This window comes from Rhizobium sp. 2YAF20, from assembly GCF_052114685.1.
Classification (GTDB): Bacteria; Pseudomonadota; Alphaproteobacteria; order Rhizobiales; family Rhizobiaceae; genus Rhizobium.
The window spans coordinates 20,061-36,097 of the sequence record NZ_JBFRFF010000049.1 but is presented as its reverse complement, the minus strand read 5'-3'; the positions used below and the strand labels follow the sequence as shown (position 1 = coordinate 36,097).

Annotated in this window: 12 protein-coding genes and 2 pseudogenes; 8 read left to right on the top strand and 6 right to left on the bottom strand. The window is 57.1% G+C overall.

The annotated features are described in order from the left end of the window. Both AB4Z52_RS31800 and AB4Z52_RS31795 read left to right on the top strand, forming a co-directional pair. Nucleotides 1–127, top strand: a pseudogene (locus tag AB4Z52_RS31800) (IS256 family transposase); the annotation flags it as partial. A gap of 68 nt (nt 128–195) precedes the next feature. After that, nucleotides 196–1,047 (top strand): annotated as a pseudogene (locus tag AB4Z52_RS31795) (adenylate/guanylate cyclase domain-containing protein); the annotation flags it as partial. Nucleotides 1,048–1,501: 454 nt separating this feature from the next. Here the strand turns inward: AB4Z52_RS31795 and AB4Z52_RS31790 are convergent. After that, complete coding sequence (locus tag AB4Z52_RS31790) at nt 1,502–3,232, bottom strand: sensor domain-containing diguanylate cyclase (RefSeq protein WP_442221851.1); 1,731 nt, start codon at nt 3,230–3,232, stop codon at nt 1,502–1,504. A 593-nt stretch (nt 3,233–3,825) separates the two neighbouring features. Between AB4Z52_RS31790 and AB4Z52_RS31785 the strand changes: the two genes are divergently transcribed. The 4 genes from AB4Z52_RS31785 (at nt 3,826) to AB4Z52_RS31770 (ending at nt 8,020) form a co-directional block, all read left to right on the top strand. Beyond that, entirely contained in the window at nt 3,826–5,382 is a 1,557-nt protein-coding gene (locus tag AB4Z52_RS31785; protein WP_442221850.1) for a putative bifunctional diguanylate cyclase/phosphodiesterase, read from the top strand. A gap of 453 nt (nt 5,383–5,835) precedes the next feature. After that, nucleotides 5,836–6,609: an exodeoxyribonuclease III gene (gene xth / locus AB4Z52_RS31780; protein WP_442221849.1), complete on the top strand. Its 774-nt coding sequence runs from the start codon at nt 5,836–5,838 to the stop codon at nt 6,607–6,609. A gap of 249 nt (nt 6,610–6,858) precedes the next feature. Beyond that, entirely contained in the window at nt 6,859–7,605 is a 747-nt protein-coding gene (locus AB4Z52_RS31775) for a CHAP domain-containing protein (RefSeq protein ID WP_442221848.1), read from the top strand. Nucleotides 7,606–7,783: 178 nt separating this feature from the next. Further along, on the top strand, nt 7,784–8,020 hold the full coding sequence (locus AB4Z52_RS31770) for a hypothetical protein (RefSeq protein WP_442221847.1): 237 nt from the start codon (nt 7,784–7,786) through the stop codon (nt 8,018–8,020). A 486-nt stretch (nt 8,021–8,506) separates the two neighbouring features. On the opposite strand, the gene AB4Z52_RS31765 is transcribed toward AB4Z52_RS31770, so the two are convergent. Both AB4Z52_RS31765 and AB4Z52_RS31760 read right to left on the bottom strand, forming a co-directional pair. Further along, nucleotides 8,507–9,205, bottom strand: coding sequence for an alpha/beta hydrolase (locus AB4Z52_RS31765; protein ID WP_442221846.1), 699 nt, complete (start codon nt 9,203–9,205; stop codon nt 8,507–8,509). Nucleotides 9,206–9,222: 17 nt separating this feature from the next. After that, the gene (locus AB4Z52_RS31760) at nt 9,223–10,125 is read right to left on the bottom strand and encodes a LysR family transcriptional regulator (RefSeq protein ID WP_442221845.1); all 903 of its coding nucleotides are present in this window, start codon (nt 10,123–10,125) and stop codon (nt 9,223–9,225) included. 732 nt (nt 10,126–10,857) lie between these two features. Here AB4Z52_RS31760 and AB4Z52_RS31755 point away from each other — a divergent pair. Both AB4Z52_RS31755 and AB4Z52_RS31750 read left to right on the top strand, forming a co-directional pair. Further along, on the top strand, nt 10,858–11,448 hold the full coding sequence (locus tag AB4Z52_RS31755) for a helix-turn-helix domain-containing protein (protein ID WP_442221844.1): 591 nt from the start codon (nt 10,858–10,860) through the stop codon (nt 11,446–11,448). Next, on the top strand, nt 11,441–12,673 hold the full coding sequence (locus AB4Z52_RS31750) for a type II toxin-antitoxin system HipA family toxin (RefSeq protein ID WP_442221843.1): 1,233 nt from the start codon (nt 11,441–11,443) through the stop codon (nt 12,671–12,673). The genes AB4Z52_RS31755 and AB4Z52_RS31750 overlap by 8 nt, the downstream gene beginning before the upstream one ends. Before the next feature lie 138 nt (nt 12,674–12,811). Here the strand turns inward: AB4Z52_RS31750 and AB4Z52_RS31745 are convergent, their stop codons facing one another. Genes AB4Z52_RS31745 through AB4Z52_RS31735 form a run of 3 tightly spaced genes read right to left on the bottom strand, consistent with a single transcriptional unit; the run spans nt 12,812 to nt 16,024 of the window. Further along, nucleotides 12,812–13,888 (bottom strand): ABC transporter ATP-binding protein, encoded by a 1,077-nt coding sequence (locus AB4Z52_RS31745; RefSeq protein WP_442221854.1) that lies wholly within the window; start codon nt 13,886–13,888, stop codon nt 12,812–12,814. 38 nt (nt 13,889–13,926) lie between these two features. Continuing rightward, entirely contained in the window at nt 13,927–14,997 is a 1,071-nt protein-coding gene (locus tag AB4Z52_RS31740; protein WP_442221842.1) for a Gfo/Idh/MocA family protein, read from the bottom strand. A 4-nt stretch (nt 14,998–15,001) separates the two neighbouring features. After that, on the bottom strand, nt 15,002–16,024 hold the full coding sequence (locus AB4Z52_RS31735; protein WP_442221841.1) for a Gfo/Idh/MocA family protein: 1,023 nt from the start codon (nt 16,022–16,024) through the stop codon (nt 15,002–15,004). Nucleotides 16,025–16,037 lie beyond the last annotated feature (13 nt).

Below are 16,037 nucleotides of genomic sequence, written 5' to 3'. Positions count from 1 at the left end.
CGTCGGTGCACTGCTGCTCGAACAAAATGACGAATGGGCCGTCCAACGCGCCAGGTATATGACACTTGAGACCATGGCCCAAATGAGCGATGATCCACAAATCAGCCTGCCCGCTGTGGCACGCTGATATCCCCTCCGGCCCATGCCGGAAAGCACGGCCATCAGCCGCGAGCTACACCACGTCCGGGGACACGATCCGAGGAGCAGACGCTGGCGACCTTGTCGTCGCATCGTACGATCGTCGACGGGCTCATCGAAAAGGCGCATGGGCAGATATTCGGCACTGCTGGCGACAGCGTGCTGGCTGAGTTCCCATCCATTTTACATGCCTTCAGCGCGGCCGTGGCGATCCAGCAGGCAATGTGGCGCGCCAATCAGGAGCTTGCCGAAGACCGCCGGATGAACTTTCGCATCGGGATAAACGTCGGCGATGTGCTGGTTAAAAACGGAGATATCTTCGGCGATGGCGTCAACATTGCTGCCCGATTGGAGGGGCTCGCCGACGTCGGAGGCATTTGTGTGACGAGAGGGGTGCGAGATCACCTCCGCGATCGCGTTGATGCGACCTTCGAGGACCTGGGAGAGCAGAGCATCAAGAACATTGCGCGACCGCTCCGCGTGTTCCGCGTCATATTCGACCCGAAGGGAGAACCCATACTGGATGCCGCTCCGCCCTCTGTGGAAAGATCCGAGATGCTGTCCTCGGTCGAGCGGTCAGTAGCGCGGGATCGCGACGATGACGACGAGGGCAGTCGCGTCGAAGTCGCCTTCTGGGAGTCGGTCCAGGAGAGCGACGATCCGGCCGAATACCTTCTCTATCTCAAGCGTTTCCCTGAAGGACAGTTCGCCGAGTTGGCCAGGGCCCGTCTTGAAAGTGGTGGAACGGGCGAACACGATCCCGCCGTCGAGGTCGCCTTCTGGGAGACCGTGCGAGACGCCGCCAATGCTGGAATGATCGAAGCCTATCTAGCGAAATATCCGCAGGGACAGTTCCGCGAACTTGCCGATATCATGTTGGCCGATCTTCGCACGAACTTGCCCAAATAGCAGAATGGGCGACCATTTGAATGGCGGTTTTCGGATCGTCCTCTACCAAATCACTATTCGCGACCTCCAAGGCTGGGCCTTGCCGTCGAAGCGAACCAAATACGGTTCTGGACGTAGAGCTAGGTTGGAGCGCCATTGTGAGCAACGCATCGTCCAGGTAAGCGCGACGTCCAACGATGTCAGGAGGACAGCGATGGATCGGCGGCCGACGTCTCGTCGTCACTCCCATTCTGTCATCCACGCAAGCTGCCGCCGTTTTGTGGGCCGAAAATGCTACGCTGGCGAATTCAGTTCTGCTCGACAATCTCGATTGGGTTCCCATCCTGATCGTGGATGGCAAACATGGGCGGTAGACCCGCCCAACGCAGTAGTTCGCCCACGATGTTACGCATGGTGTTTGGCTAGTGACAATGCGCGCCGCTGTGCCGACGCTGTTCATGCTGAAGCTCCGCGGTCAGCATGGCTGACGATGCGCGCCAGAAACGATCATGTTTCGGCCGCCGGCTTTCGCACGATAGAGCGCGCGGTCGGCATTGTGCAAAAACATCTTAGGCTCGGTCGGGTCATCGACGGCGAGAGCGACCACTCCAATGCTGATGGTTGCGACATTCTTCGGACTGCCGCCATGCTCTATCGCCAAACTGAGCACGGCTTGTCGAATTCGCTCGGCAATCGTCGCTGCTCCGGATTCATCGGTATCTGGCAGGAGTACGGCAAATTCTTCTCCACCGTAGCGTGCGGCGACGTCGCCGGACCGGCAGACCGCGTTCCTGATTGCCTCGGCGATTCTCTTCAAGCATTCATCACCAGCCGGATGCCCATAGCGATCATTGAAAGACTTGAACCAATCGACGTCGATCATAAGCAGTCCGAGGCTCCTTTTCTCCAGTCGGGCACGTCTGTATTCGCGCGAAAGAGCGTCGTCGAAAGATCGCCGGTTGGCCAGGCCGGTCAGCCCGTCTTGGTCTGCAAGCGCTTGCAGACGCCGATTGGCCTCCTGCAACTGATCTTCGATGGTCTTGCGAGCCGAAACGTCTCTCAAGGTCCCAATAATACCTGCAGGTGTCCCCGTCTGCGGATCTCTGAGCGTCTTAAGCTGCGCCTCCACCCAGGTCCAACGTCCGTCACGGTGGCGAATGCGATTGATGATCGAGTGGCGATCTGCATTGCCGTCAAGAAGCGATTGGAAAGCCAGCTTCACGCGTGCAGCATCCTCGGGGTGCACCATGCTGACGGGTTTGACGCCAATCAATTCCTCCGGCTCGTAGCCGAGTATTTCGCGGCACGCCGGCGATACGTAGCGGCGCACGAGATTGAGGTCGAGCTGGAACACCATGTCGGTGCTGTGGTCGGCCAAGAGGCGGTAGCGGGCCTCGCTTTCCTTGAGGCGTCGCTCCGCCGTGACGCGCTCATCGATATCGCGACCAACCGAATGAATGGCCGTTACGCGGCCGTCTGCGTCGGTGAGCGCTCTGTTCGTCCATGCCATCCATCGGGTTTGACCATTCGGCAACACAACCTGATTTTCATCTTCAACGCTCCAGCGGACGCGGCAAACTTCCCGTAGATGCTCTGCGACGGCGGCTCGGCCTTCCTCGGGGATAAAGTCGAAAAGACTGCTCCCAATCATTTCATCAGGTTGTCGCCCATAATGGCGCGCATAAGCATGATTGACGAAGCGGAGCTCGCCTTCCGGGCTGGCGAGCGAGACCAATTCCGACTGGTCCTCGACCAACCCTCTGTAGCGCTCCTCGCTCAACGCCAATTTGCGTTCTGCGATCTTGAGCGCAGTCACGTCGGTCACGACCGCCAGCGAGACACTGCCGAGTTCCGTCGAGCTATCGTCCAACACCGCCGACAACAGGACGTCGATCACCCGCCCGTCCTTGCACACCATCTGGTATTCGACGTTGTCTACGCGGCCGGTGCGAAAGAATGTGGGTAACACCTCCTGGATCGCATAGGCGCGAGATTCAGGCGTCAGGAAATCCGAAGATGGCCGACCGATGACCTCCTCACGGGCGTAACCGAGCTTGGTAAGCCACGCGTCGCTCACCGAGATCAGCCGCCCCGCCTTGTTGATCGAATGGAGCATCGCGGGTGTGACCTGGGTTCGATGGTCAAGCTCGGCCTGCAATGTGGTGCTGGGCTGAATTTCGAATTTGCTCGGGGAACCGTGGGGCATTCGGGAACCGATTTCTGATAAGGTTAGAACCGGGAATGTGTGAAGCTCGCTCCAATGCCTGCCGTCAAACAATAATCAGCGAATTCGCAGCGATGTCCGCAAATAACCTGCCAGAGTTACCTTATTAAGATATTAACCGACGCCCGCCCTCGTCGTGGTTAGGACCGCTGAGGTCATTCAGATCGGGTTTGCGTAGAGCCATTTCCCACGGTCATGCAGTCGGATAGGCTGTCGACCTTTGCCAGATCCAGCAGCCTGATCCCGATCCCGCCTTCAGGGGCCGTTTTCGCCGCTCAGCATTTTACCGCAGCCCCACCGACTGCGAAAAACCACGCCGGGCGATTGTCGGAAATTTAATAATCTTCCTGGATGGTTGTATAAATATAGCCGAATTTGGTGAACTTTCGAACGCAGCCTGTCCACGCAATGAAGCACAACGATTTCATGCTTTGAAGTCTTTGACAGGCATGTAAATTTTCACAAGGACAAGTCGGGCTGCCATAGGCAGAAATGCCTGGCCGACGGTCAAAGGCAGACGCAAACGGCAAATAGCCTACTCATCTGGATAACTAAGCGGCAGAGGAAGACGCAGCGTGCCAGAGTTTTTCGAAAGCAAAGCTGGAAAGCAACTTGCCGCGCTGATCACTGGAGCGTTGGTCATTTGGAGCTTCGGTTTAAGTTGGCATAGCCTCATCTTTAGGCCGTTTCGACGTCTGGCCAGCGAAACAATTGACGTGCTGATCCTAACCTTCCTCGTAGCAGGTCTAGCCAGTTTCATTTACTCAGTGCTTCGTATCTTTGACCTACGCAAGGAAATGTTGCGCCAGCGGGAGCATGGAATAAGGGCGCATTGGATCGCCACGCATGACCAATTGACACAGCTTCCAAACCGCTATGCCTTCGAAACGTTTGAAGTCATTGAGGCCTCTGGGAACGATGAGGACCATGGAGTTCCGACGGCAACGATTTTTTCCGTCGACCTGGATGGGTTCAAGAAGGTCAATGATCTGGTCGGCCATCATGGCGGGGACCGACTTTTGCAAGAGGTGTCGAAACGTCTGTCGGGGTTTGCCGCTCAATCCTGTGTTTTCCGCTTTGGTGGCGATGAGTTCATCGTGGTGGCACGAGGATTGGCCGCGCACAAGGACGACAAGTTCGCCAAGCTGATCATTCAGTGCATTACCCGGCCGATACAGATCGGCACCGTATGGTGCCAAGTGGGCGCGAGTGTAGGCTACGCTCGTTGGCCCGAACAGGGTAGCGCGCTGTACGACGTCTGCCATAAGTCAGACATTGCCCTTTACGAAGCCAAGAGCATCGGCGTCAACATCACACTGATGTTCCAAGACGATATGCAGCTAAAAGTTACTGCGCGGGCCAAGCTTGAGGGACAGCTGCGCGAAGCGATAGAAGCTCATCGTATCAAACCCTTCTATCAGCCACTCATTGACCTTCGCACAGGAGATGTCTGCGGTTTTGAGGCACTTGCCAGATGGGAGCATGAAGACGGTACAAGCGTTTCGCCACAGGTGTTCATTTCAATTGCTGAAGAGACCGGACTGATCACCCCGCTGTTCGAGCAGCTCCTGAAGACAGCGTGCCAAGACGCTGCGCGTTGGCCGCAAGAGGTCGTCCTCGCATTCAATTTGTCCGCCGTACAACTGGAAGACCGCTTTCTCACCTCGCGGATCCTGAAAATACTCCACGAGGCAGCGCTGGCCCCGGAGCGTCTGGAAGTCGAGATTACTGAAAACGCGCTTATTGTCGATCCTGACCTAGCCGCGTTAATCATTGAGGATCTTCATGGGGCCGGCATCCAAGTTGCACTCGATGACTTTGGCACCGGCTATTCGAGCTTGGCGCAACTCACGCGCTACCGATTCGACAAGATTAAAATTGACAAAAGTTTCGTAAAGCCATCGCTCGATCATGACGATAGACATGAAAAGATCATCCAGGCACTTCTAAACCTGAGCCGAGGGCTCGACATCAAAACAACAGTAGAAGGCATCGAGGAAAACGGGCAGTTGGCTTACTTTCTTCAAAAGGGATGCGATATCGGACAAGGCTATTTGTTCGGTAAGGCGATGCCGTTGGCAGAAACACTCGTTTTCCTCAAGAATCGCGGTCAGATATTGCGGTCCGCTTAGCGTAAAGCGACGCGACAATGGCCTGGACTGGAAATCCGCAGCGAAGATTGATCCGTCGCTGCGGGAGGGCAAAACACTGATTTTTGGTAACAATTTTGAAAATCGGTAGGGCGCTGCCGGCGCCGATAGTGACCGATCGGCACGGCCAATCGATCAGTGTCATCGAGGGGGTCAATGTTGGCTGCGGATCCATAGGCCAGGGCGCAGGGAGGGATGAAGCTCAACTGCGATGCTAAACGCCATCTTTAGTTGAGTTCGTGAACTTGACCCGATCTGGGATTCAGGCCTGGCTTTTTTAATAAAATCATACATTTTATCGCAAATGCAGGCCGCTTTCGCAGCTTTCATCAAGCTGCTGCGATGGTGGCGTACTATTGAATTGCACGTAGAAATTGATGTTTTATGCGCGCGCATAAATTGTGTTTGTCACTCACAGTCAAAAAAGGAGGCGGCTTGAGGATCGCGACCTATAACGTGAACGGCATCAACGGGCGTCTTGCGGTGCTTCTGCGATGGCTCGAAGAGGCTACACCGGATGTCGTCTGTCTGCAGGAACTGAAAGCGCCTGAGAAGAAGTTCCCGATCGCAGACATCGAGAAAGCTGGTTACGGCGCGATATGGCATGGCCAGAAAAGCTGGAATGGCGTGGCGATCCTCGCGAGAGGAGCCCAGCCGCTGGAAACCCGGCGGGGCTTGCCTGGCGATCCTGATGACAGCCATAGTCGCTATATCGAAGCGGCAGTCGCCGGCATGATCATTGGCTGCCTGTATTTGCCGAACGGTAATCCTGCTCCGGGTCCGAAATTTGACTACAAACTGAGATGGTTCGAGCGCCTGACGGAATACGCTGCCGACCTTCTCGAACTCGGCGTCCCCGTGGTTCTCGCCGGGGACTATAACGTCATGCCAACCGAGCTCGATGTCTACAAGCCGGAGCGTTGGGTCGACGATGCGCTGTTTCGACCTGAGGTCAGAACTGCGTTCAAACACCTCGTCGCGCAAGGTTGGACAGACGCGGTTCGCGCCCTGCATCCGGACGATTGCATCTATACGTTCTGGGATTATTTTCGAAATGCCTATGCCCGAGATGCGGGTTTGCGCATTGATCATTTCCTGCTGGCTCCGGATGTCGCAAAGCACCGAGAAAGCGCCGGCGTCGACAAGGTTGTGCGGGGATGGGAGCATTCTAGCGATCACGCGCCGACCTGGATCATGTTGCGGGACTAGCGGGCTTTCTTCGCCGTTGCCGCTTATTTGGATCGACAGCGCCGCCATTATTTCAGGCCCTTGATCAGTCTGCTGGCCTTCATCAAGGCAAACAGGCAAGCGAAGCATCAATAGGTGTCTCGAGACGAAATGGTCCATTCCTCGACGCTAAACTTTTCGCTCATTCGCTCGTTTAGTCATATTCGGCATCAAGGTGATGCTAGAGCGCGATGTCGTCGCACGGGCCATGACCGATAGGCGAGAGAAAAAATGATTTCCCGACGCAATTTTGCTGCTGGGTGTCTTTTGATACCGGTGCTCTTAAAGACTGGCGAAGCCTTTCCCAAGGGTCGCCATCGGGAAATTGTCTATCAGCTCGAGTACCCGCCCGTTGCCGGCCCGCACGGACAACGTCCGCAAAACCGTGTTCCGAGCGCCGTTCAGATAAGAAGAGCCGCTGAAATCATTGCGAAGACTCCCACGGGCCCGCGTCCTGTCGACATTGCGCAGACATTCGTTGACCGCTTCTATGCCAGGGAACCGGCGCTGATCTCTCAATTGCCTCCACCTGCGGCGCAAAATCCACTGATAGCAAAGTTCTTCCACGACACTTCGACGCCGAACGATGGCGATATAGTCCCCTGGTGCGCGGCGTTTGCAAATTTTTGCATCCATCGTAGCGGCAGAATTGGAAGCCGAAGCGCGTCCTCTCAGTCGTTCCTGGCGGCCGCCTTCCAAAAAACCAACAGTCCAGAGGAAGGGGATTTGGCGGTATTTACCTGTTTCAGCCCCTCGACCGGTGAGAGCCTGCAACTGGGACATGTCGCCTTCTATAAAGAACGTATTGATGGAACGCACATCAAAGTTTTAGGCGGCAACCAATCCACCGACGAGCATTCGAGCATCATATCCGAGACGGTCATGCTCACGACCGATCGCCCTTTGAAAAGACACTTGTCGAACGGCGACTACGCGCCGGTCATCATGCGACTGAACGCGTTTGTCAGCTTGTCGTGAAGACGATCGACTACGACGAGAAAAAGAACACTGGATTGAACGCAGCCAGGATCGATGTGCCCCCAAAAGGAAGGGTGAAGCATTGGCGGCCGATTTAACCGCACGACCAGCGCCGCACCCGAATTTGGCGACCTGCAAAAAACGTGTATTGTGACCGAAATCTGGGAGGATGTGCGCAATGATTGAACATGCAGAGCGAAAGCTCATTCGAGTGCTGGCTATGTGGGGGGCAGCAGCTGGAGCGTTTATCGGGTTCCTTATCGGCGCATTAGGGGCTGATCCTTCTGGAACGGTGACGGCCCTTGGGATGCTGACCGTCATTGTTTCGCTCGCTTTCGTTGGCGCTCTGGCCGGATATTTGCTCGGAACGGAAGTGATCCACGGACGCGCGGGACAGGTTGATCACATCGGCTAGCCCATCCGCGATGTCGCATATCGACCGGCGGGAACGGCCAAAAGATGGAAATTTGGACAGGCGCGTCTCGCGCAGTCGAGATCGAGGTCTGCCAACCTTGGCGCGGCGCGTCCGTGCAAAACATGGGTCGCGCTCCGGAAACAGCGATGAGCCAGGATACATCAATTCGCAATGCGAGCCGCTCGTCGCTCAAGTCCTGGGCACCGGTCCTTCGCCCAAAGCGGTCGTGGGGCTCTTTGATTTCTGGACGATTTGCCAAGACGGCACGACCAAAGTCGTAACCTCGAAGCGGCACTCTTCAGAAAAGCTTGACCCCGTAAGGTCGGCGAGCTTGTCCAAAAGCGCCCATTATTCTGTCCGCCGCCTCAATGCGATGGACGCTCCCGAGAAATTGCCGGAGTTCATGGTCTTAGGTCACGCTTAAGATGCGCAAGAGACCGGTCTTCGACGGTCTCTTGCGTTTTCACGATTTGGTCAGCCTCATCATCAGACTTTTTGCACTGCGGCTGCGGCCTTGCGGATCACCTCGATGACGACGTCAGGCTGGGAGAGCATCGGCACGTGGCTGCTCTCCACCTCGGTGACGGTCGCCCCCATGCGCTTGGAGACCCAGCGTTGCAGGTCGGGATGCACAGTATGGTCTTTCGTCGCGAGAACGTACCAGCTCGGCTTTGACCTCCACGCGATGTCGTCGGCGCTGAGCTTTTGTTGGTGGAAGAGATCGTAGACAGGCGCATAGTGGGTCGCCCATACGAGCTTCTGCTCTTCCTTCGAGAGATCGCCAGCAAAAAACTCGGTGCCGTTCGGGAGCATCCAGGCGCGGCCATCGGCAACCTCGACCCGGGAAAAGATATCCGAGGGATACTTGTCGAGCTGGTCCTGGACCGTCTCGCCGGCATCTGGTGCGACCGCGGCAATGTAGACCAGGCCAACCACGCGATCATCGACGCCCGATGCCGTGATCGTGGCTCCGCCGTAAGAATGGCCGACGAGGAGGACGGGACTACCGACGCGGTTGAGCGTGCGCTTCACCGTCGCCAGATCCTCTTCATAGGAGTCCAGGCCATATTGAACTGCGATCACTTCGTGCCCATCCGCCTGCAACGCAGGAATGACTTTACTGAAGCATGAGCCATCAGCCCAGATGCCATGGCAGAACACGATGGTAAGCTTAGACGTAGACATGTCGTTCCTCTCTTTTGTTAGACGGTAGCTGAAATGCCCGAATTGCGGCGGATTGCGCTTGCCCGCATCGACGCGAGAAAGCGGCCGATGACGGCGCACTCGGATCTGGGGGACCATGCCAAGCAAAACTCGACCTTGGCATTGGTTTCATCGACGGGCTTAAAGACAACACCGGGAAAGCTCACTTCGGCCTGGCTCTGCTGCGCCAAGGTCACCCCGAATCCGGCTGCGACGAGGCTAAATACCGTTTGCTTGCCTGCAGGGATGGACTCCAGCGGAAGTCCGATTCCCATCATTGAGGCGTAGAACTCGCGCATCGCGTGGCTCTGCGTCCACTCCTGCACAAATACCTTCTCGCGATGAAAATCGCTCCATCTGAGAGCATCCCGTTTGGCGAGGACGTGATCCTGTGGCACGGCGGCAACCATGCGTTCTCGGTAGAGGGGTTCCATTACGATCTGAGGCCACGGCGCAAAGCTGGGCACGAGCCCGACGTCGATACGTCTTGCGACAAGCTCAGCAAAAATCTCGTGATCTGATAGCTCATGAACGACGAACCGGACGTCCGGGTGGTCCTGTCGCCACTGCGCCAGCATACTGCGAAGCGGTTCTCCGACGGGGGGCGATCGTACCCCGAGCTTCAGTTCTCCTGTTGTCCCGCTGGCGGCTCTGTCGGCGGCCGCGGCAACGGCGCCGAGGCTTGCCAACATGCGCTTGGTTTCTTCCAGGACGGGACCCGCGGAAGGCGCCAAATGAACCCCATGACGACTGCGTTCGAACAGTGTCAGACCCAAGTCATCTTCCAAAGTGCTGACACTGCGCGTCAGCGTTGACGTTGAGACACCAAGCCACGTTGCGGCGGCGCTGAAGCTGCCGTGGTCGGCCACAGCGACGAAATATTTGAGTGCAATCAGCTGCATAAATACCCTGAAGTCAAATGTATCGAAGCTACGGTCTATCGACAAAAATCCGACTGCCTGGTTGTCGGAGACCTACTTTATCACTTATTTTTGCAACATCGGACTCACAATAAAGGCGTAAAACGAGGCTTGTTGTTCACGCAATTCTGGTTGCCTTGATCACGATTTATGATCGTAGCTATTTTTGGAACCGGGTCATGTCCGCAGAGAAGCAAAACGAGTTGCTTGACGAGCAAGGCCACAATGGCGATCGAAATCTCGACGATGACAAGACGGCGGCTTGGTCTTGGTGATGAGCGGTTCTGGAATGTCGTTAGCGTTCGAGAAGGCCAAGCGTCGCTTCGTGGCGCTCGCACGCGATCAAAGGCATCGCTCGACGCCACGCGCTGAATAGACCACGGCTCGCCCTGACGCGGTCGTCCATGCGTGCAGAAAGTGGCTCGCCCATCTGCAATTCAGACCCCTCACGTCGTGATTGGCTACGATTCTATGTATTGCGCGCCACCAAATCGAGCCGCAGACAGCGTCACATCCCGTTCGTCGCTATCCGCCACGGCTGTCGCACGGGCCTACACAGACATCCACTTCGGCTTCCCTGTCTATGAGCCATGTTATTGTATATATAGAATTATATCATAACTTGGAGAAAATCATTTTTCTATATCAGGGTGCCATATACACTCGATGCATAATCCTATATCAATACAAGCCATTAATATAGGAAACCATATCATGGGGTACAAAAGCGAGGCACTGGTCGCGCAAGCGCGAGAGGTTCGCGAGGCTCTTGGATTGAGTCAAAGGGTCATTAGCGAGCGCTCCGGGCTGACCCAAAGCCACATATCACAAATTGAAAGCGGGAAAATGGAACCAGGGCTTTCCAGCTTTATCGATATGACCCGCGTCCTGGATCTTGAGCTTACCCTCGTCCCTAAAAAACTGCTGCCTGCGGTTTTAGCGCTTGTGAAAACCCAAGCCACCCCAGACATGATGATTCATACGGGCCAATCGAACGACAAGCGTTATACCCGGGCCATGCGACTGGTCGGCAAACTGAAGCAAGACCGAGGCAGTTCAGCCGACCTCGACAAAATCGAAGAATACGTGCGTTTCCTGCGGCGCGTCGATCTGAGTGATCAGCAAATGCAGCTGGTCCGTGCCCTCATTGCCAGACTTGAACGCGACCACGGTCGGCCGGATGCCGGACCGATCATCAGAGACATTGCCCAGAACATGCAGCGTCTTCGAAATTCGGTGGCACACGGCGTTTCCAGCGAGCCGAAGCCGGCTTACGCGCTCGACGACGGAGATGACGGTGCATGATATTTCGGTGCTTGATGTCCATCTCCATGGACGAACCGTTGGAACTCTCACCCACCTGCAGGGTGATCGCACCATCTTTGCTTTCAGCGACGACTACGTCAAAGACGAGAGCCGACCAACCCTAAGCCTGTCCTTCAAGGACGATCTTGGAGGACTGATCACCAACATCAAGCCGACCCAACGCGTTGTGCCGGCCTTCTTCTCCAATCTTTTGCCGGAAGGCCATCTACGCCGGTATCTGGCAGAACGTGCCGGTATAAATCAGCAACGCGAATTCTTCTTGCTTTGGGTTCTCGGTCAAGACCTGCCGGGAGCTCTTTCGATTCACCCGCACGGAGCCGAAACCGTCCCGCCCTCGGCCGTTGAAACACTTCCGGGAAACACAAAGCCGAACGCATATCGATTTTCGCTGGCAGGCGTGCAACTGAAGTTCTCGGCGCTTGGCAATGACGGCAAGGGTGGTGGTCTGACGATACCCGCCGAAGGGGTGGGCGGGTCGTGGATCGTCAAGCTGCCTTCCCAGCAATTTGCCGGCGTTCCCGAAAATGAGTTTTCGATGATGACGCTCGCCGGAATGATCGGGATGGATGTGCCGGCCATCGACCTCATCGATCTCGACGCCATCACGGGCCTACCCGAAGGGATAGGCGATCTCAAGGGGCAGGCACTTGCTGTCAAGAGGTTCGATCGCGCAGAGGACGGAGCAATCCATACCGAGGATTTCGCACAGGTTTTCGGAGTTTTCCCAGACGAAAAATACGGACGCGCGAGCTACACTAACATCGGCCGCGTGGTCGGCGTGGAGACGGGTAATGCTGGCGTTGCCGAGTTCATTCGAAGACTGGTGTTCAGCGCGCTGATCGGAAACGGTGACATGCACCTCAAGAACTGGTCGATGGTCTATCCGGATCAGCGTAGAGCGGCACTTTCACCTGCCTATGATCTTGTCTCGACGATCCCATACATCGTAGGGGAAGATACAGCTGCGCTTACGTACTCGAGAACGAAACGCATGAACGAGCTGACCGCCGATGAACTAAGGCATCTGGCCGCGCGGGCGCGGTTGCCGGAAAAGCTTGTCATCGACACAGCCGCCGAGACCATTCAGCGGTTCCGGGATACCTGGAATTTAGAAAGCAAGAACCTTCCAATGGCAGAAAAGGTCCGAAACTCGATCACGCAACATGCACCGTCGATCCCCCTCTTCGAAGAGCTCGCGCGGTGACCTGAATGTAAAACGGCATAAAGGATTTTTCATTTCAAAGCACCACTCGCTAAATCAGCAAGCAACGCGAGGAGTGCAATTTGGATGTGAAGTGATGGCCACTGCGCCAAAACGTGGTTCTGACTATTGGGCTCGGTGCTAAAGCCTCACACCATCGGCTCCAAACAGATGGCAGCGTTGCGGGTCGATGCGGATTGGCACCTTGTCACCGGCCTTTATTTGCTGCTGGTCGTCGAGCACGACGGCGACCGGTTGTCCGCCTTGCAGCGTCACGTAAAGAATAGTCTGTCCGCCAAGATGCTCGACCAGATCGACATGGGCTTCACCCAGCGTCACACCCTGGTCCTTGACGGTGAGATGCTCTGGGCGCGCCCCGAAGGTGATGACATCCCCGGGCTTGGCGTTACCAAAATGGCCCGGCATCGGCACAGGGCTGCCGGCGATATCAATGGCAAGGCCGGTGTCGGAGCCGACCACCCGACATTCGATGAAATTCATCCGCGGCGATCCGATAAAGCCGGCGACGAACTTGTTCTTCGGCTTGTTATAGAGCTCAAGCGGCGCGCCGACCTGCTCGATATTGCCGGCATTCAAAACGACGATGGTATCGGCCATGGTCATCGCCTCGATCTGATCGTGGGTGACATAGATCATCGTGTTGCCGAGCCGCTGGTGCAGCTTGGCGATTTCGACCCGCATCTGCACTCGCAGTTCCGCGTCGAGGTTGGACAGCGGCTCGTCGAACAGGAAAATGTTTGGCTCGCGCACGATTGCCCGGCCGATGGCGACGCGTTGGCGCTGGCCGCCCGAAAGCTGTTTGGGTTTGCGCTGCAGCAGCGCCTCGATCTTCAAAATTTCGGCCGCCTTTTTCACACGAGGCTCGATCTCGTGCTTCTTCAGGCCCGCCGTCTCCAGTCCGAATGACAGGTTCTTGTAGACCGACATATGTGGATAGAGGGCATAGGACTGGAACACCATGGCGATGCCGCGCTTGGCCGACGGCACGTCGTTCATGCGTACCCCGTCGAGCAGCAGGGAGCCGCCGGAAATCGGCTCCAGACCAGCAATCATTCTCAAAAGAGTGGACTTGCCGCAGCCCGAAGGGCCGACGAACACCACGAATTCGCCGGGCTCGATCTCAAGGTCAACGCCGTGGACGACCTCGAGCGCGCCATAACGCTTGACGACTTTTTGCAGCGAAACACGGGTTGCCATCGATTTCCTCTCCAAGTTGACCGCGGTCGCGCGTATGTTCATGCTGGTCTCCAGCTGTTGTATTTCGGGCTGTCGCTGCCGATCGGGAACAGCACTTCCGCGCGCGCCTCCGACGACTGGTAAAAAGCGGTCACCAGTTCCAGGCTGGCGCGCGCATCGGCGGTGGTGACCGGCAGCGGGCCGCCTGAAACCAGCGCGTCGTGAAACAGCTTCATCTGCGTCTGGAAGCGGATCGGGATCGGTGTCCAGTCGGCCAGCAAAGCGTCGATCTTCTCACCGATCTGCGGCGTCGCCGGCCGGATCGTCCAGGGATCGCGGCCGGGGCTGTAGGCCTCGTGATTGCTCTCGAACAGCACATTTTCGAAGCAAAGCCGCAGCCGGCTGATTTCTTCGAGCGAGCCGAGTGTGGCGCTGATGGTGGCGAGCGCACCATTTTGCATCACCAGGCTGGCGCTGACGCAATCCTCGACCTCGATGTCGTTGACGCGGGTGGCCACCCGGCCGAACAGGCCGGAGATCGGCCCCATTAGATAGGTCAGCATGTCGTGGAGATGGATGGCATGCGTCATCAGAACGCCGCCGAGCTCGGTTGCCCATTTGCCGCGCCAGGGGACGTCATAATAGTCCGAGCTGCGCTTCCAATGGGTTTCAGCGGTGGCCACATAGGGTTTTCCGGCAAGGCCAGCGTCGATGATGGCCTTGGCCTTTTGGATGCCGTCGCCGTAGCGATATTGGAAGATCGGCATCAACCGGCCGGCGGAGGTTTTCTCGGCGGCCACGACCGCGTCGATATCGGCAAGCGAGCCGACCAGCGGCTTTTCGCAGACCACATGCTTGCCGGCGGCCAGCGCCTCCAGGATCAGCGCGAAATGTGAGCTGGGTGGAGTGCAGATATCGATGATGTCGATGTCCGGCATGGCAAGCACCGCGGCAAAGTCGGTGACCCGTCGCGCAATGGCGAATTCATCGCCGACGGTGTTCAAGCGTTCGACATTGAGATCACAGAGAACCGCGACCTCGTACTGGTCGGCATTGGGCAGATAGCCCTCGATGATATGCGAGCGGCCGATGCCGAGGCCGATGATGGCAACAGTCTTGATCTCGGACATCGGACTATCCTTTCGCCTGGGCTGGATGCGCTTCGGCCACCTGCTGCGCCTTCAGCGCCAGCTCCATCGCCTTGAAACAATGCTCCTGACCCATCGCCGTCTCGGTGCGATCTCGGATATCGGCGGCAAGCTGACGGCCATAAGGCAGTTCGACAGTGCTGCAGTCGATGTGCTGCATGCTCTTTTTGTCGACTAGGAACAGGTGATCGGCGCCCGGCCGTCCGCTGACGTCGAGATATTTACGCAGCTCGATGCTACCTTCGGTGCCGACGATGAACAGCCGTCCGTCGCCCCAGGTCGACAAGCCGTCCGGGGTGAACCAGTCGACGCGGATATAGCCGGTGGCATCCGGGGTTCGCAGGTGAATATCGCCATAGTCCTGCAGTCCGGGCGTGTCGGCATTGGCGCGGTTGGCAACGCTGGCCGACAGCACCTCGGCTTCAAGCGAACCGGTGAAGAACAGAAACTGCTCGCATTGATGCGAGGCGATGTCGGTGATGATGCCGCCATAGCGGGCGCGGTCGAAGAACCAGTCCGGCCGGGTGGCCTTGCGCAGCCGGTGCGGGCCCAGCCCGGTGGTGTGAATGACCTGGCCGATCGCACCGGCTTTGACCAGTTCGCCGGCCTTGACGGTCGAGGCGGTCTCAAAATGCTCGGAATAGAGGATCGAGACGATCCGACCGGTTTCCTGCTGCACGCGGCGCACGTCAGCCAGTTGCTCCAGCGTCGTCATGCCAGGCTTGTCGAGCATGATGTCCTTGCCGTGGCGCATTGCGGCAATCGCCAGTTCGGCGCGCTCGAGCGAAATTGCGGCACTGAGGATCAGGCCGATCGAGGCGTCTTCGAGAATCCGGCGTCTGTCATCGACGCGGACGGCCTGGGGAAACCGGCTTGCAAAGGTAGCCGCCAGATCGTCCTCGTTCGCATGGAAGGCGACCAGTTCGCCGCCGGCGCGCAGCATGACGTTGACCTGGCCGAAGATATGATCGTGATTGATGCCGATGACGGCAAAGCGCAAGGCGCTCATGAGTTCAGTCCTT

What these genes read in the sequence shown, in the direction of transcription:
- AB4Z52_RS31790 (WP_442221851.1), bottom strand. Translation starts at nt 3,232, where the DNA reads ATGCCCCACGGTTCCCCGAGCAAATTCGAAATTCAGCCCAGCACCACA.
- AB4Z52_RS31775 (WP_442221848.1), top strand. Translation starts at nt 6,859, where the DNA reads ATGATTTCCCGACGCAATTTTGCTGCTGGGTGTCTTTTGATACCGGTG.
- AB4Z52_RS31770 (WP_442221847.1), top strand. Translation starts at nt 7,784, where the DNA reads ATGATTGAACATGCAGAGCGAAAGCTCATTCGAGTGCTGGCTATGTGG.
- AB4Z52_RS31765 (WP_442221846.1), bottom strand. Translation starts at nt 9,205, where the DNA reads ATGTCTACGTCTAAGCTTACCATCGTGTTCTGCCATGGCATCTGGGCT.
- AB4Z52_RS31760 (WP_442221845.1), bottom strand. Translation starts at nt 10,125, where the DNA reads ATGCAGCTGATTGCACTCAAATATTTCGTCGCTGTGGCCGACCACGGC.
- AB4Z52_RS31755 (WP_442221844.1), top strand. Translation starts at nt 10,858, where the DNA reads ATGGGGTACAAAAGCGAGGCACTGGTCGCGCAAGCGCGAGAGGTTCGC.
- AB4Z52_RS31745 (WP_442221854.1), bottom strand. Translation starts at nt 13,888, where the DNA reads ATGGCAACCCGTGTTTCGCTGCAAAAAGTCGTCAAGCGTTATGGCGCG.
- AB4Z52_RS31740 (WP_442221842.1), bottom strand. Translation starts at nt 14,997, where the DNA reads ATGTCCGAGATCAAGACTGTTGCCATCATCGGCCTCGGCATCGGCCGC.
- AB4Z52_RS31735 (WP_442221841.1), bottom strand. Translation starts at nt 16,024, where the DNA reads ATGAGCGCCTTGCGCTTTGCCGTCATCGGCATCAATCACGATCATATC.